Raw genomic sequence first — 24,063 nt, 5'->3', positions numbered from 1 at the left:
GTTGAATCGCACACGACGGATCGCCGCCTCCCTCGCCACAGTCGTCGCCTTGGGCGGTCTGGCTGCGTGCGGCTCGGGAGACTCGGGCGACGACGGAGACGACATCACGCTGCACGTGAACCTGTTCGGCAAGTTCGGGTACTCGGAGGCGTACAAGAAGTTCGAGGCGGCCAATCCCGGCGTCAAGATCGTCGAGAGCGCCGAGGGCGACCTCGGCAAGTACAACACCAAGCTCACCCAACAGATTGCCGCCGGCGGCGACTCGGGCGACGTGGTCGCGATCGAGGAGGGCCAGACGGTCTCCTTCCTGTCGGCCACCGACAAGTTCGTGAACCTGCAGGACGAGGGCGGCAACGACCTCAAGGATCGCTGGCTGCCGTGGGTCTGGGACAAGGCGACCTCGTCCGATGGCAAGACCACGATCGGCTACGGCACCGATGTCGGCGGCCTGGCGATGTGCTACCGCCGAGACCTGTTCGAGAAGGCCGGCCTGCCGACCGATCGCGAGGAGGTCGGCAAGCTCTGGCCCACGTGGGACGACTTCATCGCCACCGGCAAGAAGTTCGAGGCCGGCATCAAGGACGACAAGGTCGGGTTCATCGACTCCTCGACGAACACGTACAACTCGATCCTCATGCAGCAGGGCGACCACACGTACTTCGACCGCGACGAGAACCTCGTGATCGAGACCAACCCCGCCGTCAAGACGGCATGGGACTACGCGGTCGAGATGACCGATGCGGGTCTGTCGGCCCAGCTCAAGGCGTTCAGCGACGAGTGGAACGCGGGCTTCAAGAACGGCAGCTTCGCAGCGGTCGCGTGCCCGGCCTGGATGACCGGCTACATCAAGGACCAGTCGGGCGAGGAGAACGCCGGCAAGTGGGACATCGCGACGGTGCCCGGCGGAGGCGGCAACTGGGGCGGCTCGTGGCTCGCCGTGCCGAAGACCAGCAAGCACCAGGAGATGGCGATCAAACTGATCGACTACCTCAGCGACGAGGAGGGCCAGATGCTCGCCTTCGAGGCCGAGGGTCGACTTCCCTCCCTGCCGGCGCTGTACGACAAGCCCGAGTTGAAGGACGCGACGAACGAGTACTTCAACAGTGCACCCGTCGGCCAGCTGTTCGTGGCCGGTGCGGAGCAGCTCGAGCCGGTCTACCTCGGCGCGAAGAACGTCCCCGTCCGCGATGCGGTCGAGAACGCCCTGCGCAGCGTGGAGAACGGCGAGGTCCCTGCCTCCCAGGGCTGGGACGACGCGGTGGCAGCAGCCGAGAAGGCTGCACGCTGACGCACCCCTGACGCGGCCGGTGTCCGCGCCCGATTCCTCCTGGCGCGGGCACCGGCTGCACTACGTCCGAAACCCTCGACATCGGAGAGGATCACGTCATGGCACGCAAGCGACTGGCACGGCAGCAGGGCGCGGGACTCTCGTTCGTCTCTCCGTACTTCATCGTCTTCGCGGCGTTCGGGCTCTTTCCGCTCGTGTACACCGCGTGGGTCTCGTTGCACGAGTGGACGCTGCTGGCCGGCAAGGAGGAGTTCATCGGTCTGGCGAACTACCGCGAGCTGGCCGTCGACCACGCGTTCTGGCGGGCGCTCATCAACACGTTCGGCATCTTCATCCTGGCCACCGTGCCCCAGCTGGTGCTGGCGACCGTGCTGGCCCAGATGCTCAACACCCGGCTGCGGGCGCGGACGTTCTGGCGGATGGGCGTGCTCATCCCCAACGTCGTCTCGGTCGCGGCCGTCGGCATCATCTTCGGCCTGATCTTCGCTCGTGACTACGGCATCGCGAACTGGTTCCTCGGACTGTTCGGCGTCGACACGATCGACTGGCGGGCGCACCGCTGGTCGTCGTGGCTCGCGATCGCGACGATGGTCGACTGGCGATGGACCGGCTACAACGCGCTGATCCTGCTGGCCGCCCTGCAGTCGGTGCCGAACGAGCTCTACGAGGCGGCCCGCATCGACGGGGCCTCGGCGTGGCGGCAGTTCTGGTCGATCACGGTCCCGATCCTGCGCCCCACGCTGATCTTCGTCACGATCATCGCGACGATCGGCGGCATCCAGCTGTTCACCGAGCCGTTGCTGTTCAACCCGGGTGCCAATGCGATCTCCGGAGGCAACCGCGGCCAGTTCCAGACCGTGGCCATGTACCTCGTGCAGGAGGCGTTCACGGGCCAACGGTTCGGCTACGCCTCGACGATCGCCTGGGTCCTCTTCCTCATCATCGCCGTCGTCTCGGCGGTCAACCTGCTGCTCCTGCGGCGTATCCGATCGGCGGACTGACATGGCCCTTCGCACGCGCGCCGCCGGCGCCCCGCCGTCGATGTACGCGGCGCTGATCCTCGTGGTCATGGTGTCGGCCGGACCCCTGTACTTCATGCTCGTGATGGCCTCGCGGGCCAACAGCGAGATCTTCAACATCCCGCCGCCGCTGCTGCCGGGCGACCAGCTCGCGACGAACATCGACCGGGTGCTCGCGAACGAGGACGTCCAGTTCACGAAGGCGGTGCTGAACACCGTGCTGGTCGCCACGGTCGCCACGATCTCCGTGGTGGTGACGTCGGCGCTCGCCGGGTTCGCGTTCGCGAAGCTGCGGTTCCGCGGCCGCAACGTGCTGCTCGTGGTCGTCGTCGCCACGATGATGGTGCCGGTCCAGTTGGGCCTGATCCCGCTCTACATGCTCATGACGAAGCTCGGCCTGGCCGGCGGACTGGCATCGGTCACGCTGCCGTTCCTGGTCAGCGGATTCGGGGTCTTCTTCATGCGCCAGTACGCGTCGCAGGCCATCCCCGACGAGCTGATCGAGGCCGCCCGGGTCGACGGCGCGTCGACGCTGCGCATCTTCTGGTCGATCGTCTTCCCGGCCCTGCGGCCGGCTGCGGCGGTGCTCGGCCTGCTGACGTTCATGGAGCGCTGGAACGACTTCCTGTGGCCGTACATCTCCTTGGACTTCAACCATCCGACGGTGCAGGTCGCGCTCTCGCGGCTCTCCGGCGGCTACTACACGGACCAGGCGTTGGTCATGGCGGGAACCCTCATGGGCACCCTGCCGCTCGTCGTGGTCTTCGTCCTGTTCGGCCGCCAGATCGTCGGCGGCATCATGGAAGGCGGACTGAAGTCATGAACGGCCTGAACGAACGATTCGATCCCGGCTTCACGTGGGGCGTGGCGACGTCGGCCTACCAGATCGAGGGAGCCACCGGCGAGGACGGCCGTGGACCGTCGATCTGGGACACCTTCAGCGCCCAGCCCGGACGCACCTTCGAGGGACACAGCGGCGACGTCGCGGTCGACCACTACCACCGCTGGCCCGAGGACGTCGCGATGGTGCGCGACCTCGGTCTGGGCGCCTACCGGTTCTCGATCTCGTGGCCGCGCGTGCAGCCGGACGGCCGCGGCCGGGTCGAGCCTCGCGGCCTGGCCTTCTACGACCGGCTCGTCGACGGGTTGCTGGACGCCGGGATCGAGCCGTGGCCGACGCTGTTCCACTGGGACCTGCCCCAGGCGCTCGAGGACGCGGGCGGCTGGCCCGTGCGCGACACCGCCGAGCGGTTCGCCGACTATGCCGAGATCGTCGCGGACGCGCTGGGGGACCGGGTGCGGAACTGGACGACGCTCAACGAGCCGTGGTGTGCGGCGTTCCTCGGCTACGGCTCGGGCATCCATGCCCCCGGCAGGACCGATGCCGCCGCCGCGCTCGCGGCCTCCCACCACCTGCACCTGGCGCACGGCCTGGCGGTGCCTCGGCTCCGCCGCGGTCGGCCGGAGGCGCGGGTCGGGGTGACGCTCAATCTCTACGCCGTGTCGCCGGCTGACGAGACGGGGCGGCACGACGAGGCCGCCCGCCGGATCGATGGGCTCATGAACCGCTGGTTCCTCGACCCCGTACTGCTGGGCCGCTACCCCGAGGACGTCCTGCGCGACGTCGCCGGCGTGGGCGGGACCGACGTCATCGGCGAGGACGACCTCGCGCTGATCGCCGCACCGCTGGACTTCCTCGGCGTCAACTACTACACGCGGCACGTCGTCGCGGCGAGCCCGTGGCCGGGCAGTTCCCAGGTCGAGTTCGTGAACCGCGAGTGGCCCAAGACCGCGTCGGGGTGGGACGTCGATCCGGTCGGCCTGACCGAGGTCCTGACCCAGGTGCACCGCGACTATCCGCCGATCCCGATCTACGTGACCGAGAACGGTGCGGCCTTCGACGACGTCCTGGCCCCCGACGGCACCGTGGACGACGGCGACCGGATCGACTTCCTCTCCGGGCATCTCGGCGCACTCGCCGACGCGATGGATGCCGGGGTGGACGTGAGGGGATACTTCGCATGGTCCCTGTTGGACAACTTCGAGTGGGCCGAGGGCTACGCCAAGCGGTTCGGCATCGTCCACGTCGACTTCGACACGCTGGAGCGCACGCCGAAGGCCAGTGCCCGCTGGCTCGGCGATCTCGCCCGGCGCAGCAGCAGGAAGGAGATCGCAGGATGATCGAGCACCGCCAGCCGACGCTGGAGGAGGTGGCCCGGCTCGCGGGCGTGGGCCGCGGCACGGCATCTCGGGTCGTCAACGGCTCGGAGCACGTGTCCGCCCGTACCCGCGAGGCGGTCGAGAGCGCCGTGCGCCAGCTCGGCTACGTCCCCAACCAGGCCGCCCGGGCACTCAAGACGAAGCGGACCGACACGGTCGCACTGGTCATCGCCGAGGACGAGGAGCGCGTGTTCGGAGAGCCGTTCTTCGCCGCGCTCGTGCGCGGGATCTCCCGCGCCGTGGACGACGCCTCGCGACGGATGGTGCTGTCGATGGTCCCCGACGAGGCCCGGCTGGCACGACTCGGACAGTTCCTCACCCCCCAGCACGTCGATGGCGTCATGGTGGTCTCGCTGCACGACGGGCTGAGCCTGCCCGACAACTCCGACCTGCCCGTCGTCTACGTGGGCCGGCCCGCGCTGGAGGGCACGTCGTTCGTCGACGTCGACAACCGTGGCGGAGCGCGCCAGGCGGTCGAGTACCTCGTCGGGACGGGGCGCCGCACGATCGCGTGCGTCACCGGTCCGCAGGACATGGCCTCCGGCCGCGACCGCCTCGACGGCTATCGCGACGCCCTGGCCGCGGCGGGCCTGCCGTTCGACCCGGATCTCGTCGAGACGGGGGACTTCTCCGATGCGAGCGGCGTGCGCGGGGCCGCCGCCCTGCTCGAGCGCCGCGCCGACATCGATGCGGTGTTCGCCGCGAACGACGTCATGGCGCTCGGCGCGCTGCGGGAGCTGTCCCGCAACGGGGTGCGGATCCCCGAGGACGTCGCGATCGTCGGCTTCGACGGCTCGCCCGCGGCGGCCGCGTCGACCCCCGTGCTGACGACCGTGGACCAGCCCCTCGCGGCGCTCGGCACGGCACTCGTCGAGCTGCTCGGGAGACGCATCGACGACCCCGGCGCCGCGCCGGAGTCCGTGATCCTGCAAGCCGAGCTGCGGACGGGGGAGTCCTCATGAGCAGAGTGACATTCGACGGGGCGACCCGACTCTTCGAGAACCAGGAGCGACCCGCCGTGGATCGCCTCGACCTCGCGATCGAGGACGGTGAGTTCCTCGTGCTGGTGGGTCCGTCGGGCTGTGGAAAGTCGACGACCCTGCGCATGCTGGCGGGTCTGGAGGACGTGGACGCGGGTCGGATCTGGATCGGCGATCGGGACGTCACGAGCCTGGCGCCGAAGGATCGCGACATCGCGATGGTGTTCCAGAACTACGCGCTGTACCCCCACATGACGGTGGCCGAGAACATGGGCTTCGCGCTGCGGATCGCCGGGACCGCGAAGTCCGACATCGCGGTGCGGGTGGGCGAGGCGGCGGAGCTGCTGGGGCTGACGGACTATCTGGATCGCAAGCCCAAGGCCCTCTCGGGCGGACAGCGGCAGCGGGTCGCGATGGGCCGGGCGATCGTGCGGTCGCCGCAGGTGTTCCTGATGGACGAGCCGCTGTCGAACCTCGACGCCAAGCTGCGCGTGCAGACCCGTACGCAGATCGCTGCACTGCAGCGACGACTGGGCACCACGACCGTCTACGTCACCCACGACCAGGTCGAGGCCATGACGATGGGCGACCGCGTCGCGGTGCTCAAGGACGGCGTCCTACAGCAGGTCGCGGCTCCCCGCGAGCTGTACGACCACCCGGTGAACCTGTTCGTGGCCGGCTTCATGGGCTCGCCCGCCATGAACCTGCTGGAGCTGACCGTCGTCGACGGGGGCGTCTCGTTCGGTTCGGCGACGCTCCCGGTCCCGCGGTCCACCGTGGCGGCGGCCTCCGGGGAGACGGTCGTGGTGGGCGTCCGCCCGGAGAACCTCGTCGTCGCCGATGCCGGCCTGCCGATCGTCGTGGAGGTCGTCGAGGAGCTGGGCTCCGACGCCTACCTGTACGGCCGGGCCGACGGGGTGGACCTGCCCGTCGTGGCGCGCACCGACTGGCGCCATCCTCCGGAGAAGGGCATCACGTCCCACCTCGCCGTGATCGACCCCACGGCCGTCCACCACTTCGATCCGATCACGGGGCAGCGCCTCGGGTAGGACGAACCGGCGCGGCGCGCGGTCGATAGCATCGAGCCCATGACACGCGTGGCGGTGCTGGGAGCGAAGGGCCGGATGGGATCGACGTCCGCGGCGGCGATCGAGGCGGCGGACGGGCTGGAGCTCGTGGCCGGGATCGACGTCGGCGACGACCTCGCGGCGATCACCCGCGCCGGCGCCGAGGCCGCCCTCGTCTTCACGACCCCCGACGTCGCGTTCGACCACGCGCGCTGGTGCCTCGAGAACGGCGTCCACGTCGTGATCGGCACCTCGGGGTTCGGTGACGACAAGGTCGAGCAGTTGCGCGCCGTCGCGGCCGACCACCCGGAGGTCGGCGTCCTGGTGGTGCCGAACTTCTCGATCGGGGCGGTGCTGATGATGCGCTTCGCCGCGACCGCCGCACCCTTCTTCGAGTCCGTCGAAGTCATCGAGATGCACCACCCCGACAAGGTCGACGCCCCGTCGGGCACCGCCGTGCGCACGGCCGAGGTGATCGCCGAGGCACGTCGCGCCGGGGGCTCCGCACCGCTGCCGGACGCCACGACGACCGATCCCGACGGCGCGCGCGGCGCCACGGTCGACGGCATCCACGTCCATGCCGTGCGGGCGCGGGGCTTCATCGCCTCGCAGGAGGTCGTCCTGGGTGATCCGGGCGAGATCTTCAGCCTGCGCCACGACTCCTCGACCCGGGAGTCCTTCATGCCCGGCGTCGTCGCGGCGCTGCGCTGGATCCCCGCGAACCCCGGTGTCACCGTGGGCCTCGACCCCGTCCTCGGGCTGGCCTGACCGCTCACCGGCTCCGGGCGGGCGGTGGCCCACGTACCTATCCGGTCAGCAGGCGCACGAGGGCCGTGGACGCGGCGGCGGCCAGCAGCATCGGCAGGAACGGCACGTTGCGCCACAGCAGCAATGCCGCGACCCCGAGGCCGACGACGCGCGCGTCGAGCACGATCTCGGACCCGGACGAGAAGCCCTGCACCGCGACGAGGGCCGCGAGCAGGCCCACGGGGATCAGTGCGGCCGCGCGGATGGTCAGTGGGTGCTCGAGCAGGCGCTCGGGAACGGCCAGTCCGAGCACCTTGAGCGCGTAGCACCCGACCGCGACGGCCAGCACGCCCCACCACAGGTCAGTCATCGCCGACCCCCGGTGCTGCCTTGACGACCTGCAGGCCGACGAGCACCGCGACGAGTCCACCGAGGATGATGGGCGTCCCGGCCGGCGTGAACGGCACGAGACCGAGGGCGACCACGGCGGCCAGCAACGCCAGCAGTCGCGTCGCCGTCGAGTCCAGCCTCGGCCACAGCAGCCCGAGGAACGCCGCCGCGACGGCCGCGTCGAGTCCGATCGCCTTCGGGTCGCCGATCGCGTTGCCCGCGACGGCGCCGATGAACGTCATCAGGTTCCACATCACGAAGATCGAGATCCCCGTCCAATAGAAGCCGAGCCGCGCCTGGTGCGGCGTCTCCCGGGTGACGGCCATCGCCGTCGACTCGTCGATCACGACGTGCGCCGTCAGCCACCGCCGCAGTCCGCGGACCTTGAGGATCGGCGCCAGCGTGATGCCGTAGAACGTGTTGCGGGCGCCGAGCAGGACGGCCGTCAGGGCCCCGGTGACGGGAGTGCCGCCGGCGGCGATCACGCCGATGAACGCGAACTGCGAGGCGCCCGTGAACGCGAGCAGGCTGAGCGCGCAGGTCTGCAGGACCGACAGCCCACTGGTCGTCGCGAGTGCGCCGAACGTGACGCCGTACAGCCCGACGCCGATGCCGACGCCGAGCGAGTCCGAGATGACCTGCCGGTCGGTCGTCGCCGTCACGAGATGTCGGTGTGCAGCCGGATCTGCTTGACCGGACCGGTGGCGCCGGCGAATTCGCGGTGGGCGCCGTCGGGCGCCCAGCCGGCCTCGAGCAGGTAGGCGCGCAGCACGTCGTCGGAGGGCGAGACCCACCACACCGCGCGGGTGAAGCCGTCGGCGCGCAACGTGTCGACGGCGGCGTGCAGCAGGCGCGCGCCGTGGCCCTGGCGCTGGTGGGCCGCGTCGACCACGAACTCGCCGATCTCGGCGTCGCCGACCTGGTCGGCGTCCGGGTCGTGACACGGATGGACGAGCGTGAAGCCTCGCACGGTGGCGCGCTCGACGGCGACGAGGGCGCGGATCCGAGCGTCGGCGGGCGCGCTGATCAGCTGCGTCCACCGTGCCGTCATCGTGACGACGTCGAGGGCGTCGAGCTCTGCCGCGTCGACGCTCGACCCGTAGACGGCCAGCCAGTTCGCGCGCTGGATGGCAGCGATCGCAGGGGTGTCGTCCGGCCACGCGAGCCGGACCGAGACGTCGGCGCTCACCGTGCGAAGTTCCGGGGCGGCATCGCGGTCTCGGTCACGCGCTCAGTATCTCACGCAGGTCGAGGGCCCGTAGCCCCGCGCACGACACGTTCGCCGGACCGGATCCTGTCCCACGACATTGCTAGTCTGCGTCCATGCAGGCGTACCTCGATCTCGTCCGACGGATCCTTGACGAGGGGGTCGCCAAGGGCGACCGCACCGGCACCGGCACGCTCAGCGTGTTCGGCCACCAGATGCGGTTCGACCTGGCCGAGGGATTCCCGGTCGTGACCACCAAGAAGGTGCACCTCAAGAGCGTCGTCGCAGAGCTGCTGTGGTTCATCGCCGGTGAGACCAACACGGCATACCTGCGCGAGAACGGCGTCACGATCTGGGACGAGTGGGCCGACGAGAACGGCGACCTCGGCCCGATCTACGGCTACCAGTGGCGCTCGTGGCCGGCTCCCGGCGGTGAGCACATCGACCAGCTGAAGGCCGTGATCGCGGCGATCGGGGCCGATCCGAACTCGCGTCGCCACATCGTCAGTGCGTGGAACGTCGCCGACCTCGACGAGATGGCACTCGCCCCGTGCCACGCCTTCTTCCAGTTCTACGTCGCGGACGGCAAGCTGAGCTGCCAGCTGTACCAGCGGTCCGCCGACGTGTTCCTCGGCGTGCCGTTCAACATCGCGTCCTACGCGCTGCTCACGCACATGGTCGCCCAGGTCGCGGGACTCGAGGTCGGTGAGTTCGTCTGGACCGGCGGCGACTGCCACCTGTACGTCAACCACCTCGACCAGGCCCGCGAGCAGCTGACCCGCGAGCCCCTGCCGCTGCCCACGCTGCGCCTCGACCCGTCCGTCACCGACATCGACGACTTCACCCTCGAGTCGGTCGTCATCGAGGGGTACCAGTCGCACGCGGCCATCAAGGCCCCGATCGCCGTCTGACGCCGTGACCGTCACCATCGCCGTGGCCGTCGGCACGAACGGTGTCATCGGCCGAGACGGCCAGATGCCGTGGCCGCCCACGGGCGACATGCGCCAGTTCAAGGAACTCACGTGGGGCCACCCGATCGTGATGGGCCGGGCCACGTACGAGTCGATCGGCCGGCCACTGCCGGGCCGGACGTCGATCGTCCTCAGCCGCCAGCCGGACTGGGATCCCGGCCATCGCGACGTCGTCGTGGCACCCTCCCTGGCGGCCGGCCTGGCCGCCGCGCTCGAGCGGGACGACGAGGTCTTCCTGATCGGCGGCGCCCACGTGTACGCCGAGGCCCGCGCCGCGGGCCTCGTCGACCGGATGGTCGTCACGCACGTCCCGCTGGCTCCCGAGGGCGACGCGTTCCTCGATCCGGTCGACCCGGCCGAGTGGAACGAGGTGTCTCGCGAGGCGTTCGACGGCACTCCCGGCTTCGAGATCGCCACCTACGAGCGCGCCTGAGCCTTGTCCTGACCGCCCTGCCGTCGCAGACTGCAGGAGACGACAGGAGCAGCCATGGCGCACGGAGACATCACCCACATCGACATCCCGGTCTCGGACTCGGGACGGGCGCGAACGTTCTACTCGACACTGTTCGGCTGGCAGATCGACGACATCCCCGGCTTCGAGGGCTACCCCATGTGGCAGGCCCCGAATGAGATCAGCGGCGGCGGCCTCGCGCCGCGCAGCGAGGACTTCACCCAGCCACGGTCCTACGTGGAGGTCGACTCGATCGAGGACACCCTCGCACTCGTTGGCCAGAGCGGCGGCCGGACCCTCATGGAGAAGACGCCGATCTCCGAGACGAGCTGGTGGGCGATCTTCGAGGATCCCGACGGCAACGTCGTCGGCCTCTACGAGGGCGTCACCGAGCGGCCCGACGCGTAGGGCGGCTCAGCCGAGCAGGATCGCGAGCTGACGGGACTGGGCCAGCAAGTGGCCGTCCTCGTCCCACAGCTCTCCGTCCTCCTCGTGGAACCCGTCGACGACGTGACGCGTCGTGAAGCGCGAGGCGACCCACGAGCCCGGCCGCGGCAACCGGTGCAGGTGCACCGTGAGCTGGACGGTCATCGAGGCGACCTGGCCCAGCTCGAGCACCGGCGGGGGAGCCGCGTCGGCCAGCAGCGCCAGCGCGGGCCAGTCGATCTCGGTGCCGCCGTCGAGGCGTTGCCACACGACGGCCGTGGCATCGCCCGAGGGCTTGCCGAGCGACCAGCCCGGCGGCTCGGCCATCCGGTACTCGACCCGGCCGAAGAGTCCCTCGGTCGGCATCCCCATCGTGCGCGGGTCGGGCAGGGACGACGGATCCGGCAGGTCCGGGGGAGTGCCGAGCTCCTGCGTCAGCCCGTGGTGGTCGCGCACGAAGTTCGTGGTCAGCCGGGCCAGCAGTCTGCCGCCCGAGGTCATCGCGGCGTCGACGGTCTGCACGCGGCGGCCCAGCTTGACGGGGGTGACCTCGAACTCGGCCACGGTGCCCGGCTCGGGCGACGCGAGGTAGGTGATCGCGGCGGCGGCGGGCCGGCCCACGTCCAACTGGTCGCAGGAGGCCCGGATCATCGAGGCCAGGACCCACCCGCCGTTCGGCTTGCCCAGCGGCGTGTTCCACCGATCCGTGATCGGCAGCGTGAGATCTCCCCGCGCATCGCGGGTCGGTGTGGTGTCCTGCACGTAGAAGTCGGTCACCGGATCATCCTGCCCGAGGCCGGGGACACCCTGACGGTAACCTCGGACCATGACCTCTCCGCTGGCGTCCGAGTCCGCACCGTTCGGGCGGGTGTTGACCGCGATGGTCACCCCGTTCACCCCCGACGGCAAGCTCGACGTGGACGCGGCCGCCAAGGTCGCGACCCACCTGGTCGACGCCGGCAACGACGGACTCGTCGTGAGCGGCACGACCGGTGAGTCGCCCACCACGACGGGCGAGGAGGACGGTCGGTTGCTCACGGCGGTGCTCGACGCGGTCGGCGACCGGGCCACGATCGTGGCCGGCGTCGGCACGAACGACACGCGCCACACCGTCGAGCTGACCGAGCAGGCCGTGCGACTCGGCGCCCACGGACTGCTCGTGGTCACCCCGTACTACAGCAAGCCCCCGCAGTCGGGCATCCTGGCGAACATCGACGCCGTGGTCGAGGTCGCCGGCGACACGCCGATCATGCTCTACGACATCATCGGCCGCACCGGCGTCCAGATCGCCGAGGAGACGTACGACGAGCTGGAGTCGCGCGAGACCGTGGTCGCGATCAAGGACGCCTCCGGCGACCTGGCCCGCGGCACGCGACTGCTGGCCCGCAACCGCTTCGCGATCTACTCCGGCGACGACGCGATCAACCTGCCGTGGCTCGCGATCGGCGCCGCCGGCGTCGTCAGCGTGATCGGGCACGTCGCCGCCGACCGGATCAAGGCACTCGTCGAGGCGGTGGACGCCGGCGACCTCGCCCGGGCCCGCGAGCTCGACGCGTCGATGATCGGCGTCCTGCACGCCGTGATGGGCCAGACCCAGGGCGCGATCGCCGCCAAGGCCGCACTCGTCGAGCTCGGGGTCCTCGGCAATGCCACGGTGCGCCTCCCACTCACTCCCGCCACCGACGAGCAGGTCGCGGTCATCCGCGCCGCGCTGAAGGACACAGGTTCCCTCTGATGAGCCACATGCACCACGAGCTGGCGACGCCGGCACCCCTCGCACCCGGCGCCATGCGCGTCATCCCGCTCGGCGGACTCGGTGAGATCGGTCGCAACATGACCGTCTTCGAGTTCGACGGCAAGCTCCTGATCGTCGACTGCGGCGTGCTGTTCCCCGAGGAGCACCACCCGGGCGTCGACCTGATCCTGCCGGACTTCTCCCCGATCCGGGAGCGGCTCGACGACGTCGTGGGCGTCGTCCTGACGCACGGCCACGAGGACCACATCGGCGGCGTGCCGTACCTCCTGCGCGAACGCGGGAACATCCCGCTGATCGGCTCGCGGCTCACGCTCGCGCTCGTCCAGCCGAAGCTCAAGGAGCACCGGCTCAAGGACGTCCCCGTCCACGTCGTCTCCGAGGGCGACGTCGAGACGTTCGGACCGTTCGAGTGCGAGTTCGTCGCGGTCAACCACTCGATCCCCGACGCCCTGGCCGTCGCCATCAAGACGCCCGCCGGCGTCGCACTGCACACCGGCGACTTCAAGATGGACCAGCTGCCGCTCGACGGCCGGATCACCGACCTGCGCGCCTTCGCGCGGCTCGGCGAGGCCGGTGTCGACCTGTTCCTGACCGACTCGACGAACTCCGACGTCCCCGGCTTCACGACCGCCGAGCGCCAGATCACCCCCGCGATCGACGCGGTCTTCGCGCGCAGCTCGAAGCGCATCATCGTGGCCTCGTTCGCCTCGCACGTGCACCGCGTCCAGCAGGTCCTCGACGCAGCGGCCAAGCATGGCCGCAAGGTCGCCTACGTCGGACGCTCGATGGTGCGCAACATGCAGATCGCACGCGAGCTCGGCTACCTCAAGGTGCCCGACGGCTTGGTCGTCGACAAGATCGACGCGGCGCCCCCGGAGAAGATGGTGCTGATGTCGACCGGCTCGCAGGGCGAGCCGATGGCGGCGCTCTCGCGCATCGCGAACCGCACCCACGACCGGGTCCACCTCGAGCCGGGCGACACCGTCCTGCTGGCCTCCTCGCTCATCCCGGGCAACGAGAACGCCGTCTACCGCGTGATCGACGGGCTGACCAAGCTCGGCGCGAACGTCGTCCACAAGGGCAACGCGCTCGTCCACGTCTCGGGTCACGCCTCCGCCGGCGAGCTGCTGTACTGCTACAACATCGTCCAGCCGTCGAACGTCATGCCGGTGCACGGAGAGATCCGCCACCTGCACGCGAACGCCCGGCTCGCGACCGAGACGGGCGTGCCGAACGTCATCATCGCCGAGGACGGCTACGCGGTCGACCTGATCGACGGCCACGCGACGATCGCCGGCGCCTACGACACGGGTTACGTGTACGTCGACGGTGCGTCGATCGGCGACCTCACCGACTCCGAGCTCAAGGACCGCCGGATCCTGGCGTCCGAGGGCTTCATCTCCGTCATCGCCGTGATCGACTCGACGACCGGCAAGATCGTCTCCGGTCCCGAGATCCACGCCCGCGGCCTCGCGGAGGACGACTCGGTCTTCGACGAGATCCAGCCCAAGGTCGTGGCCGCGCTGGAGGAGGCGCTGCGCGACGGCGCTCACGACACGGCTGCCCTGCAGCAGGTCATGCGCCGCGTGATCGGCTCGTTCGCGGGCCGCCGCCTGCGTCGCCGGCCGATGATCATCCCGATCGTCCTCGAGGCCTGATCGCAGGCGTGCCGCAGTTGTAACCGAACGTCGCGGGGTCCGTAACGCCGAGGTAACACTGCCTCAGCACGCTGGGCTGCGTGAGGACCCGGATCATCCTGTGCGCGCACGGCACGACGTCGCACAGCGGCCGATCGGCCCTCGCCTCGCTCGTGAACGCCGTCCGGCGGGAGTCGAGCAACCACGAGGTCGTCGACGCGTTCGTCGACGTCCAGCAGCCCCTGCTGGCCGACGTGGTCGCCGAGACCGCCGGGCGCCGGGTCATCGTTCCCCTCCTGCTCTCGCACGACGCCGGGGCCTCCGCGGTCCTCGGACAGGCATCGCACGACGACATGGTCCGGGTCGCCCCGGCGGTCGGACCTGACTGGGTGCTCGCCGAGATCGGCGTGCGTCGGCTCATCGAGGCCGGTGGTCGCCCGTCCGACACGATCGTCATGGTGGCTCCGCAGGCGGACGGCCCGGAGGCCCTCGCCGACGTCGGCAAGGCAGCGCGGCTGCTGAGCGCGGTGTGGGGCGGGCGCGTCCACGTGGGGGTCGTGGACGGCGACGGCACCCCCGTCGAGGAGGCGCTCGACGTCGCCCGCGCCTACAAGCGTCGGGTCGTCGTCTCGATGTACGAGCTGGCGTCCGGCGAGGGCTCCACGGCGATCGGGCGACTGGGCGCCGACGTCGTCACGGCGCCGCTGCTGGGCCCGGGTGCGCCCGATCCCCAACTGGTCTCGCTCGTGCTCGCGCGGGCGACGACCCGAGGGTCCTGGGTCGAGGTCGACTCCGCCTCGCGCTGAGGGCCGCCGAGCGCGGAATCGGCGTGGGAACGAGAAAAGTCTCAGGTTCTGGTTTAACGTCCCATCATGGCGACCCGTACGTCTTCCCCGCCGCGCAAGCGGCCGTCCGGCAGCCAGGCCCGCAAGAAGCCCGCAGCCAAGCCTGCGGCGAAGCGGCAACCGGCCCGTCGGCCGGCGGCGCGCTCCACCGGTCCTGGTCCCTTCTCCGCTGCTCTGCACGCGGTCATGCGCGCGTCCACCGCGTTCTGGCTCGGCCTCGCCGGGCTCGTCGGCGCGATCGCGCGCAGCATCGGCCACGGAGCCCGTGAGCTCGACGCCGAGCAGCGTCGCGACGGGGTCGGGCTGGCGCTCGTCTCGCTCGCCCTGATCACGGCCGCCGCGGTCTGGTGGGACGTCACCGGGTTCGTCGGCGACGTCGCCCGCCGGGTCACGACCGGAACCGTGGGCATGCTCGCGTGGGCCGTCCCGATCCTGCTGGCCGTCGTCGCTTGGCGCACGCTGCGCCACCCGGACCGCAACGGCCCCGCCGGCCGCCAGGTCATCGGCTGGGGCGCGATCGTCGGCGGCGTCCTCGGCCTGGTGCACCTCGCCCACGGCACGCCGCGGCCGAGCGACGGCACGATGTCCGAGGCCGGGGGAGCCGTCGGCTTCCTCTTCTCGGCGATCCTCGTCGACCTGCTCAAGACGCCGTGGCTCGTCGCGCCGATCCTCGTGCTGGTCGTGCTGTTCGGTGTCCTCATCGTCACGGGGACGCCGCTGCACGCGGTGCCCGGCCGCGTCCGAGGGCTGTTCGCCCGCGAGCGGACCGCCGAGCCCGAGGCGGAGCCGACACCGGCGAAGAAGCGCCACCCGCGCACCGTGCCGCTCGACGAGCCCTTCGAGAACCCCCTCGTCGACGGTCCGGACGAGGACCGCCAGGTCCCCGTGGTCGAACCCGCCGCAGTGGCCGAGCCCGAGCCGCAGCCGGACCCGCGACCGATCGAGCCGATCCCCGTGCGCGCCGAGCAGCTCGCCCTGTCCGGGGACGTCGTCTACACGCTGCCCGACGCCTCCGCCCTCAAGGAGGGCACGCCGCACAAGGCCCGCTCGGCCGCGTCCGACGAGGTCGTGGCACGTCTCACCGAGGTGCTCGACCAGTTCCAGATCGATGCGACCGTGACGGGCTACACGCGTGGCCCGACCGTGACCCGGTACGAGGTCGAGCTCGGCCCGGCCGTCAAGGTCGAGAAGGTCACGGCGCTGTCGAAGAACATCGCCTACGCCGTCGCCTCCAACGAGGTGCGGATCCTCTCGCCGATCCCGGGCAAGAGCGCCATCGGCGTCGAGATCCCGAACGTCGACAAGGAGATGGTGTCGCTCGGTGACGTGCTGCGCTCGAACAAGGCGCGCGGCGACCACCACCCGATGGTGATCGGCCTGGGCAAGGACGTCGAGGGCGGCTACGTCGTGGCCAACCTCGCCAAGATGCCCCACCTGCTGGTCGCCGGCGCGACCGGCTCGGGCAAGTCGAGCTTCGTGAACTCGATGATCTCGTCGATCCTGATGCGCTCGACGCCCGACGAGGTCCGCATGATCCTCGTCGACCCCAAGCGGGTCGAGCTCAACATCTACGAGGGCATCCCGCACCTCATCACGCCGATCATCACGAACCCGAAGAAGGCGGCCGAGGCGCTGCAGTGGGTCGTGCGCGAGATGGACATGCGCTACGACGACCTGGCCAACTTCGGCTACCGGCACATCGACGACTTCAACAAGGCGGTCTCGACCGGTGCGCTGCAGGCGCCGCCCGGCAGCGAGCGCGTCCTCACGCCGTACCCGTACCTGCTCGTCGTGGTCGACGAGCTCGCCGACCTCATGATGGTCGCGCCGCGCGACGTCGAGGACTCGATCGTGCGCATCACACAGCTGGCGCGCGCGGCGGGCATCCACCTGATCCTCGCGACCCAGCGACCCAGCGTGGACGTCGTCACCGGACTCATCAAGGCCAACGTGCCCAGCCGGCTCGCGTTCGCGACGAGCTCGCTCGCCGACAGCCGGGTCATCCTCGACCAGCCGGGAGCCGAGAAGCTCGTCGGCCAGGGCGACGGTCTGTTCCTGCCGATGGGCGCGAACAAGGCGATGCGCATGCAGGGTGCGTGGATCACCGAGCAGGAGATCGGGACGATCGTCTCGCACTGCAAGGAGCAGTTGCAGCCGATGTACCGCGAGGACGTCACGGCGGTCCAGCAGTCCAAGCGTGAGCTGGACGACGACATCGGCGACGACCTCGACCTGGTCCTGCAGGCCGTCGAGCTCGTGGTGAACACGCAGTTCGGCTCGACCTCGATGCTGCAGCGCAAGCTGCGCGTGGGCTTCGCGAAGGCCGGTCGGCTCATGGACATCCTCGAGAGCCGCGGCGTCGTGGGTCCCAGCGAGGGCTCCAAGGCCCGTGACGTGCTGGTCAAGCCGGACGATCTGGACGACGTCCTGATGTCGATCCAGGCCGGATGAGCCGGCCGGCTCAGACGCCTCGGACATACTGGTGACCATGGACCAGCCCGAGCCCGCACGGGCCAAGCCGAGCAATCTCAACGTCCCGAACGTCCTGACGGTCATCAGGATCCTGGGTGTTCCGCTCTTCGGCTGGCTGCTGCTGCACGACGGCGGCCAGTCCATCGGGTACCGCATCACGGCGTGGGCGGTGTTCACGGTCCTCATGGCGACGGACAAGGTGGACGGCGATCTGGCCCGCAAGCACGACCTGATCACCGACTTCGGCAAGATCGCCGACCCGATCGCCGACAAGGCACTGACCGGAATGGCCTTCATCGGCCTGGCGATCATCTTCACCGACCAGCCGTGGGGTTGGCTGTTCTGGATCGCGATCGTGCTCATGCTCGTGCGCGAGTGGGGCATCACCGCGATGCGGTTCGTCATGGTGCGTCGCGGGTTCGTGATGCCGGCCAGCCAGGGCGGCAAGATCAAGACCGTCCTGCAGTCCGTCGCGATCGCGGGCTACTGCCTGCCGTTCGAGCTCTGGGGCGGCACGATCCCCACGATCCTGCTGTGGATCACCCACGTCCTGATGGCCGCGGCGCTCGCCGTCGCCCTCGTCACGGGCGTGCAGTACGTGCGCGAGGCCCGACGGCTCGCGGCCCAGCCGTCGGCGGGCGGCGTCACGCGGTGACCTCGCCCGACGTCACGGCGATCGTCGCTGCATTGCGTGCAGCAGGTGCGACCGTGGCGACGGGGGAGTCGCTCACGGGCGGGCTCGTGTGCGCCGCGCTCGTCGACGTCCCCGGCGCCTCGGACGTCGTTCGCGGCGCAGTCGTCGCCTACCGGGAGGACGTCAAGGCGGATCTGCTCGGCGTCGACGCAGGTCTCCTCGCCCGGGTGGGCACGGTGCATCCGGACGTCGCGGTCCAGCTGGCCGAGGGTGCGCGTGCGCGCCTCGGGGCGACGTGGGGCCTCGGGACGACCGGGGTCGCCGGACCGGGTCCGGCCGAGGGACACCCGGCCGGCACGGTCCATGTCGCGGTGGCCGGGCCGGACGGCACCACGACCCGCGCACTGCGACTCGACGGCGACCGGTCGCAGATCCGGGAGTCGGCGGTCCGCGCCGTTCTGACGGACCTGCGAGATAGGCTGGGGAACAACGTCGATCCGACCGGCGTTGGCACGGACGTGGAAGGTGGTGGCGATGACCGCGATGCGTGAGCTCATGGGCGACGTGCTCCGGGCCCGACGGCTCGCCCAGGGCCTGACCCTGCGCGACGTGTCCGAGCGCGCGCGGATCAGCCTCGGATACATCTCCGAGGTCGAGCGCGGCCAGAAGGAGGCCAGCTCCGAGCTGCTCGCCTCCCTCGCCCAGGCCCTCGACGTGCCCCTGAGCAAGGTCCTGCTGGACGTCAGCTCGCTGCTCGAGGTGGAAGAGGCCGCCGACCTGGCCACGATCTCGTCGATCGCGCCGAGCGGGGCACAGGCCTCCGCCTCCGCCGCGTGAGGCACAGCGAGTTCTGGGAGCGGATGGAGCTCGCCCTCGGGCCCACGTACGCGCGCTCCTGGGCGGCCCAGTTCTCCATCACGTCGCTCGGCAGTCGCACGGCCGGCGAGGCCCTCGATGCCGGCGTCGACCCGCAGACCGTGTGGCGTGCCGTGCACGCTGCGCTCGACCTGCCGGCGCGCGACCGCTGAGCTAGCGTCGAGGGATGACGAGTCTTCCCGATCTGAGCGGCAAGCGCGTGGCGATCATCGCGACCGACCACTTCGAGGAGACCGAGCTGACGACGCCGCGGGACCGGCTCGCCGAGGCGGGCGCCGAGGTGCGGATCTACGCCCCGCAGAGTGGCTCGCTGCAGGCGATGCAGGGCGACGTCGACAAGACGATCACGGTCGACGTCGATGCCACCTTCGACGATTTCGACCCGGCGTGGCCCGATGCCGTGGTGGTCCCGGGCGGCACGGTCAACGCCGATCACCTGCGGATCGACGAGCAGGCGCAGCGGATCGTCTCGGAGCACCTCGCCGCCGGTGGTCCCGTCGCCGCGATCTGCCATGCGCCGTGGCTGCTCGTCTCCGCCGGCCTCGTGCAAGGACGACGACTCACGAGCTATCCGAGTCTGGCCGATGACGTCCGCAACGCCGGGGGAGAGTGGGTGGACGAGACGGTGGTCGTCGACGAGAACCTGATCACGAGCCGCAACCCCGACGACCTGCCCGCGTTCGTCTCGGCGGTCGCCGACGCCCTCGTGGCCTGACCCGCCCGCGGCGACACGGCGTGTCGCCGTGAATCGAACACCTGTTCGTCCTAGTGTCGTGTGCACAGGCCGACGGTGAGGCAGGACGTCGTCCACAGGCGAGTCGATGAGGCTCGGAAATGTCTGTGGGTCCTCCTACCGTCGAAGATGGCCCGCCACCGACGACACAGACAGGACGCCTCACATGGCTTCGAACAAGACCCGCCCGCCCGCCGTGGACTACGCCAAGGAGCGAGCGAACAAGGACAAGGCGATCGAGAACGCACTCGCGCAGATCGATCGCTCGTACGGCAAGGGCGCCGTGATGCGACTGGGCGACCAGGCTCGCGCGCCGATCGAGGTCATCCCCACCGGCGCGGTGTCGTTGGACGTGGCACTGGGAATCGGCGGACTGCCCCGCGGCCGCGTCGTCGAGATCTACGGCCCTGAGTCCTCGGGCAAGACGACGGTGGCCCTGCACGCGGTCGCCAACGCCCAGCGCGCCGGCGGTGTGGCCGCCTTCATCGACGCCGAGCACGCCCTCGATCCGGAGTACGCCCGCAAGCTGGGCGTCGACACCGACGCCCTGCTCGTGTCGCAGCCCGACTCCGGTGAGCAGGCACTCGAGATCGCCGACATGCTGATCCGCTCCGGTGCGCTCGACATCATCGTCATCGACTCCGTCGCGGCGCTCGTGCCCCGTGCCGAGATCGACGGCGAGATGGGCGACAGCCATGTCGGCCTGCAGGCCCGACTGATGAGCCAGGCGCTGCGCAAGATGACCGGCGCGATCAACGGCTCGGGCACGACCGCGATCTTCATCAACCAGCTGCGCGAGAAGATCGGCGTCATGTTCGGCTCGCCCGAGACCACCACGGGCGGCAAGGCGCTGAAGTTCTACGCCTCGGTGCGACTCGACGTGCGCCGGATCGAGACCCTCAAGGACGGCACCGACATGGTCGGCAACCGCACCAAGGTCAAGGTCGTCAAGAACAAGCTGGCGCCGCCGTTCAAGATCGCCGAGTTCGACATCATGTACGGCCAGGGCATCAGCCGTGAAGGCAGCCTGATCGACCTCGGAGTCGACGCGGGCTTCGTCCGCAAGGCGGGCGCCTGGTACACGTACGAGGGCGACCAGCTGGGTCAGGGCAAGGAGAACGCGCGGACGTTCCTGCGCGACAACCCCGATCTGGCCGACGAGATCGAGAAGCGGATCAAGGAGCACCTGGGTGTCGGGGCCCGGGTCGACGAGCCCGCGGACGTCTCGGCCGTGGTCGACGACCTCGACGGCGACCTGTCGGCCGCCGACTTCTGATGATCGACCCCACCGACCCGGACAGCGATCCGCGTGCGGTGATCGTGGCCGGCCGGACGATCGCGATGGATCGTCTGGCCGCCCGCGACCGCAGTCGCCTCGAGTTGCTCGAGGCGCTGGCGCGTCGGCGGTTTCCCGAGGAGGTCGCTCGTGAGGTCGTCGACGGACTCGAGCGCGAGGGCCTCGTCGACGACGAGCGGTTCGCCCGCGCCTGGGTCGAGCAACGGGGCCGGGCCAAGGGTCTGTCGCGGTCGGTCCTGCGGATGGAACTGCGCCGCAAGGGTGTCGACGACGAGATTGCCTCGTCGGTGCTCGCCGACGTCGATCCCGACGCCGAACGTCAGACGGCCCACCGCCTCGTGCAGCGCAAGTTGCGCTCGGTGCAGGGCCTCGATCAGTCGGTGCAAGTCCGCCGGCTGACGGCGATGTTGGCCCGCAAGGGCTACGCGCCGCAGGTGGCCTTCGACGTGGTCCGCGAGGAGCTCGAAGCCGAACCGATTCCGCTCGAATCGCTCTAGCATCGGAGCGTGTTCGCGTTCCGACCCATGGCCGAGGACGACCTGGTCGACCTCGTGCGGTGGCGGCACGCCCCGCACGTGGTCGCGTGGTTCCCGCACCGGGTGGCCGACGTGGCCGCCGCGCAGGAGCGCTACGGCGCCCGGCTCGCGGGGCGCGATCCGGTCCGCATGTGGGTGGCCGAGCTCGGGGGAGTTCCGATCGGCTACGTCCAGAGCTTCCCGGTCGTGTCCGACGACGACCTCGCGGTGCGGTGCGGCGACCCCGACGCCGTGGCGTTCGACTACCTGATCGGTGAGGCCGACCTGATCGGCAAGGGTCTCGGCACGGACATGATCGCGGCGTTCTGTCGCGACGTGCTCGTCGCGCAGTACCCCGACGCTCCACGCTTTCTCGCCGCGCCGGACGTGCGCAACCGGGCCTCCGTCCGGGCCCTGGAGAAGTGCGGCTTCCGGCAGGGCCTGTGGATCGAGCCCGAGGGCGCCGAGCACGTCGAGGTGGTCTGTTCGGTCGGTCGGGAGACGTTCGAGGTGACTCGCCAGTAACATAGCGGCCATGGCCTCGACCTATGACATGTACAAGAAGATCACCGCGCTGCCCCAGGGCAAGCGGTTGTTCTCGATCGCCTTCTGCCAGAAGGCCCCGTACTTCGCCAGCGCGCACCTCACGGTCGAGCAGATGCGGCCGCACCACGGCGAGGTCACGGTCCCGCTGCGCCGCTCGACGAAGAACCACATCGGCACGGTCCACGCGATCGCTGCGTGCAACGGGCTCGAGGCCGCCATGGGGCTGCTCGCCGAGGCGACGTGTCCGCCCGACCACCGTTGGCTGCCCAAGGGCATGGACGTGAAGTACCTCGCGAAGTCCGACTCCGACCTGATCTGCACGGCCGAGTCGACCGAGGCCGACTGGACGAACGGCCCCGACGTCCCGATCACGGTACGGGCGACCCGCGCGGACGGCACCGTCACGGTCGAGGGCACGATCCACCTGTGGGTGACCCCGAAGCGGTGAGGTCGCTCAGACCTTGATGGCGACGGCCTCGACGGTCTTGGACTCGGTCAGCCGACGCTGCACGTACACACCGATCCGCTCGATGATCAGGTTCAGCACGATGTAGATCGCCGCCAGCACGAGCGCCGTGGCCAGCCGGTTGTCGAACTCACGCCAGATCTCGCGGCCGGTGCGGGTCAACCCCGGCGCGAGCATGATGTAGCCCAGCGAGGTGTCCTTCATGACGACGATGCACTGGCTCAGGATCGCCGGCGTCATGATCTTGATCGCCTGCGGCAGTTGCACGATCCTCATGACGGCCGTCTTGCGCAGGCCCAGTGCGTAGGCGGCCTCCACCTGACCCGTCGGCACCGCGTTGACACCCGCGCGGAAGACCTCGGCCAGGACGGCGCCGTTGTAGAGCATCAGCCCGATCACGAGGGGCGTGATGATGCCGACCTGGGTGCCGAAGCTGTAGTACCAGATGAAGTAAATGAGAACGAGCAGCGGCACGGCGCGGAAGAACTCGACCAGCACCCAGGCGACGGAACGCACCGGCCGACGATCCGACAGCTTCGCGACCCCCAGGACGAGTCCGAGCGCGAGCGCGAGGAGGATGGCCAGGACGGCCGTGCGAACCGTGTCGAGGACGGCCCGGGCGAGCAGTTCGACGTAGACGGGGGTCACGAAGACTTCCCAGTTCTCGGAGCTGAACTGGTCCTCGACCCACAACCGCCACACGACGGCCGCCAGGACCGCCACGATCGCGATGACGGTGCCGACGGCGAGCCACCGGTTGCGCCGGCGGGCGCGCGGGCCCGGGACGTCGTAGAGCACGGAGGTCATCGGACCACCGCGAATCGTCGCTCGAGGGTGTGGGCGACGGTGCTGATCACCGAGACGATCGCGATGTAGCCCAGCGCGATGCCGATGAAGATCGAGATCCGCTCGCTCGCGAACGCGTTGAAGAAGCCGTACATCCGGTAGGCGGCCTCGGCGATGCCGAACACGGCGACGAGCGAGGTGTTCTTCGCCAGGGCGATGAAGACACTGGCCATCGGTGGGATCACGAGCCGGAACGCCTGGGGCAGGACGACGTTGTTCATCGTCTGCACGAACGGCATGCCCACGGCGCGGGCGGCCTCGGCCTGTCCCACCGGCACACCGTTGAGCCCGGACCGGAGCGCCTCGCTGACGAAGGCGGCGGTGTAGAGCCCGATGGCGAGCGTGGCGTTCCAGAAGAAGCCGAAGTCGATGCCGATCTCGGGCAGGCCGAAGTAGGTGATCATGATCAGGATCAGCAGGGGAGTGTTGCGAAAGAGCGACACGTAGACCGTTCCGACGGCACGCAGGATAGGAACGGGGGAGACTCGCGCCGTGGCGACGGCGGTGCCGATCACGAGCGCCAGCACGCCTCCGGCGGCGGTGAGCTGGATCGTCTTCCAGAACCCGCTCAGGTACAGATGCCAGCCGTTGTCGGTCAGCAGCCAGTCCACGTCACTCCTCCTTCCGGTCGAGGGGACGGCCGCGGGGCGGGCCCTGCCCCCACCCCGCGGCCG

The 24,063-nt window shown here is 70.0% G+C and carries 29 protein-coding genes; 23 read left to right on the top strand and 6 right to left on the bottom strand.

The window, feature by feature from the left end; all coding sequences use genetic code 11:
- The first annotated feature begins 49 nt into the window (after positions 1-49).
- From ACT26F_RS07025 to dapB, 7 genes are all read left to right on the top strand, one after another.
- The gene (locus ACT26F_RS07025) at positions 50-1,288 is read left to right on the top strand and encodes an extracellular solute-binding protein (protein WP_471669796.1); all 1,239 of its coding nucleotides are present in this window, start codon (positions 50-52) and stop codon (positions 1,286-1,288) included.
- A 98-nt stretch (positions 1,289-1,386) separates the two neighbouring features.
- Positions 1,387-2,289: a carbohydrate ABC transporter permease gene (locus ACT26F_RS07020; RefSeq protein WP_471669795.1), complete on the top strand. Its 903-nt coding sequence runs from the start codon at positions 1,387-1,389 to the stop codon at positions 2,287-2,289.
- A 1-nt stretch (position 2,290) separates the two neighbouring features.
- Positions 2,291-3,130 (top strand): carbohydrate ABC transporter permease, encoded by an 840-nt coding sequence (locus ACT26F_RS07015; RefSeq protein WP_471669794.1) that lies wholly within the window; start codon positions 2,291-2,293, stop codon positions 3,128-3,130.
- On the top strand, positions 3,127-4,488 hold the full coding sequence (locus ACT26F_RS07010; protein ID WP_471669793.1) for a GH1 family beta-glucosidase: 1,362 nt from the start codon (positions 3,127-3,129) through the stop codon (positions 4,486-4,488). The genes ACT26F_RS07015 and ACT26F_RS07010 overlap by 4 nt, the downstream gene beginning before the upstream one ends.
- Positions 4,485-5,489 (top strand): LacI family DNA-binding transcriptional regulator, encoded by a 1,005-nt coding sequence (locus ACT26F_RS07005; RefSeq protein WP_471669792.1) that lies wholly within the window; start codon positions 4,485-4,487, stop codon positions 5,487-5,489. Before ACT26F_RS07010 ends, ACT26F_RS07005 begins: the two co-directional genes overlap by 4 nt.
- Positions 5,486-6,556: an ABC transporter ATP-binding protein gene (locus tag ACT26F_RS07000; protein WP_471669791.1), complete on the top strand. Its 1,071-nt coding sequence runs from the start codon at positions 5,486-5,488 to the stop codon at positions 6,554-6,556. The genes ACT26F_RS07005 and ACT26F_RS07000 overlap by 4 nt, the downstream gene beginning before the upstream one ends.
- A gap of 39 nt (positions 6,557-6,595) precedes the next feature.
- Positions 6,596-7,342 carry a 4-hydroxy-tetrahydrodipicolinate reductase gene (gene dapB, locus ACT26F_RS06995; RefSeq protein WP_471669790.1) on the top strand — a complete coding sequence of 249 codons (747 nt, stop codon included), beginning with the start codon at positions 6,596-6,598 and terminating at the stop codon, positions 7,340-7,342.
- Between the two features lie 37 nt (positions 7,343-7,379).
- On the opposite strand, the gene ACT26F_RS06990 is transcribed toward dapB, so the two are convergent.
- Genes ACT26F_RS06990 through ACT26F_RS06980 form a run of 3 tightly spaced genes read right to left on the bottom strand, consistent with a single transcriptional unit; the run spans position 7,380 to position 8,900 of the window.
- Positions 7,380-7,691: an AzlD domain-containing protein gene (locus tag ACT26F_RS06990; protein WP_471669789.1), complete on the bottom strand. Its 312-nt coding sequence runs from the start codon at positions 7,689-7,691 to the stop codon at positions 7,380-7,382.
- Positions 7,684-8,373, bottom strand: a complete 690-nt coding sequence (locus ACT26F_RS06985; RefSeq protein WP_471669788.1) for an AzlC family ABC transporter permease — start codon at positions 8,371-8,373, stop codon at positions 7,684-7,686. Before ACT26F_RS06985 ends, ACT26F_RS06990 begins: the two co-directional genes overlap by 8 nt.
- Positions 8,370-8,900, bottom strand: a complete 531-nt coding sequence (locus tag ACT26F_RS06980) for a GNAT family N-acetyltransferase (RefSeq protein ID WP_471669787.1) — start codon at positions 8,898-8,900, stop codon at positions 8,370-8,372. Before ACT26F_RS06980 ends, ACT26F_RS06985 begins: the two co-directional genes overlap by 4 nt.
- Positions 8,901-9,034: 134 nt before the next feature.
- Between ACT26F_RS06980 and ACT26F_RS06975 the strand changes: the two genes are divergently transcribed.
- Genes ACT26F_RS06975 through ACT26F_RS06965 form a run of 3 tightly spaced genes read left to right on the top strand, consistent with a single transcriptional unit; the run spans position 9,035 to position 10,748 of the window.
- Positions 9,035-9,829: a thymidylate synthase gene (locus ACT26F_RS06975; RefSeq protein ID WP_471669786.1), complete on the top strand. Its 795-nt coding sequence runs from the start codon at positions 9,035-9,037 to the stop codon at positions 9,827-9,829.
- A gap of 4 nt (positions 9,830-9,833) precedes the next feature.
- Positions 9,834-10,322 carry a dihydrofolate reductase gene (locus ACT26F_RS06970; RefSeq protein WP_471669785.1) on the top strand — a complete coding sequence of 163 codons (489 nt, stop codon included), beginning with the start codon at positions 9,834-9,836 and terminating at the stop codon, positions 10,320-10,322.
- Between the two features lie 54 nt (positions 10,323-10,376).
- On the top strand, positions 10,377-10,748 hold the full coding sequence (locus ACT26F_RS06965) for a VOC family protein (RefSeq protein WP_471669784.1): 372 nt from the start codon (positions 10,377-10,379) through the stop codon (positions 10,746-10,748).
- 6 nt (positions 10,749-10,754) lie between these two features.
- Here ACT26F_RS06965 and ACT26F_RS06960 read toward each other — a convergent pair whose 3' ends face one another.
- Positions 10,755-11,543, bottom strand: a complete 789-nt coding sequence (locus ACT26F_RS06960) for a thioesterase family protein (protein ID WP_471669783.1) — start codon at positions 11,541-11,543, stop codon at positions 10,755-10,757.
- 49 nt (positions 11,544-11,592) lie between these two features.
- Here ACT26F_RS06960 and dapA point away from each other — a divergent pair, with 49 nt between their 5' ends.
- From dapA to ACT26F_RS06895, 13 genes are all read left to right on the top strand, one after another.
- On the top strand, positions 11,593-12,501 hold the full coding sequence (dapA, locus tag ACT26F_RS06955; protein ID WP_471669782.1) for a 4-hydroxy-tetrahydrodipicolinate synthase: 909 nt from the start codon (positions 11,593-11,595) through the stop codon (positions 12,499-12,501).
- A complete protein-coding gene (locus ACT26F_RS06950; protein WP_471669781.1) occupies positions 12,501-14,180 on the top strand; it encodes a ribonuclease J in 1,680 nt (559 codons plus the stop codon). The genes dapA and ACT26F_RS06950 overlap by 1 nt, the downstream gene beginning before the upstream one ends.
- A gap of 80 nt (positions 14,181-14,260) precedes the next feature.
- The gene (locus ACT26F_RS06945; RefSeq protein ID WP_471669780.1) at positions 14,261-14,965 is read left to right on the top strand and encodes a sirohydrochlorin chelatase; all 705 of its coding nucleotides are present in this window, start codon (positions 14,261-14,263) and stop codon (positions 14,963-14,965) included.
- A gap of 66 nt (positions 14,966-15,031) precedes the next feature.
- A complete protein-coding gene (locus ACT26F_RS06940) occupies positions 15,032-17,455 on the top strand; it encodes an FtsK/SpoIIIE family DNA translocase (protein ID WP_471669779.1) in 2,424 nt (807 codons plus the stop codon).
- A 37-nt stretch (positions 17,456-17,492) separates the two neighbouring features.
- Entirely contained in the window at positions 17,493-18,131 is a 639-nt protein-coding gene (pgsA, locus tag ACT26F_RS06935; protein WP_471669777.1) for a CDP-diacylglycerol--glycerol-3-phosphate 3-phosphatidyltransferase, read from the top strand.
- Positions 18,128-18,661: a CinA family protein gene (locus ACT26F_RS06930; RefSeq protein ID WP_471669776.1), complete on the top strand. Its 534-nt coding sequence runs from the start codon at positions 18,128-18,130 to the stop codon at positions 18,659-18,661. Before pgsA ends, ACT26F_RS06930 begins: the two co-directional genes overlap by 4 nt.
- Positions 18,645-18,947 carry a helix-turn-helix domain-containing protein gene (locus ACT26F_RS06925; RefSeq protein ID WP_471669775.1) on the top strand — a complete coding sequence of 101 codons (303 nt, stop codon included), beginning with the start codon at positions 18,645-18,647 and terminating at the stop codon, positions 18,945-18,947. Before ACT26F_RS06930 ends, ACT26F_RS06925 begins: the two co-directional genes overlap by 17 nt.
- Positions 18,944-19,138 (top strand): DUF3046 domain-containing protein, encoded by a 195-nt coding sequence (locus ACT26F_RS06920; protein WP_471669774.1) that lies wholly within the window; start codon positions 18,944-18,946, stop codon positions 19,136-19,138. Before ACT26F_RS06925 ends, ACT26F_RS06920 begins: the two co-directional genes overlap by 4 nt.
- Positions 19,139-19,152: 14 nt before the next feature.
- Positions 19,153-19,701, top strand: a complete 549-nt coding sequence (locus ACT26F_RS06915) for a type 1 glutamine amidotransferase domain-containing protein (protein ID WP_471669773.1) — start codon at positions 19,153-19,155, stop codon at positions 19,699-19,701.
- A 184-nt stretch (positions 19,702-19,885) separates the two neighbouring features.
- Positions 19,886-20,995: a recombinase RecA gene (recA, locus tag ACT26F_RS06910; protein WP_471669771.1), complete on the top strand. Its 1,110-nt coding sequence runs from the start codon at positions 19,886-19,888 to the stop codon at positions 20,993-20,995.
- A complete protein-coding gene (locus ACT26F_RS06905; RefSeq protein ID WP_471669770.1) occupies positions 20,995-21,513 on the top strand; it encodes a regulatory protein RecX in 519 nt (172 codons plus the stop codon). Before recA ends, ACT26F_RS06905 begins: the two co-directional genes overlap by 1 nt.
- A gap of 9 nt (positions 21,514-21,522) precedes the next feature.
- Entirely contained in the window at positions 21,523-22,056 is a 534-nt protein-coding gene (locus ACT26F_RS06900; RefSeq protein ID WP_471669769.1) for a GNAT family N-acetyltransferase, read from the top strand.
- Between the two features lie 10 nt (positions 22,057-22,066).
- Complete coding sequence (locus tag ACT26F_RS06895) at positions 22,067-22,525, top strand: hotdog fold domain-containing protein (protein WP_471669768.1); 459 nt, start codon at positions 22,067-22,069, stop codon at positions 22,523-22,525.
- Positions 22,526-22,531: 6 nt separating this feature from the next.
- On the opposite strand, the gene ACT26F_RS06890 is transcribed toward ACT26F_RS06895, so the two are convergent.
- Both ACT26F_RS06890 and ACT26F_RS06885 read right to left on the bottom strand, forming a co-directional pair.
- Positions 22,532-23,350, bottom strand: a complete 819-nt coding sequence (locus ACT26F_RS06890) for an amino acid ABC transporter permease (protein ID WP_471669767.1) — start codon at positions 23,348-23,350, stop codon at positions 22,532-22,534.
- Positions 23,347-24,000 (bottom strand): amino acid ABC transporter permease, encoded by a 654-nt coding sequence (locus tag ACT26F_RS06885; RefSeq protein ID WP_471669766.1) that lies wholly within the window; start codon positions 23,998-24,000, stop codon positions 23,347-23,349. The genes ACT26F_RS06890 and ACT26F_RS06885 overlap by 4 nt, the downstream gene beginning before the upstream one ends.
- Positions 24,001-24,063: the final 63 nt, after the last annotated feature.

The sequence above is a fragment of the Aeromicrobium sp. SP1 genome, assembly GCF_055663785.1.
This window is presented reverse-complemented; position numbering and strand designations above follow the sequence as displayed.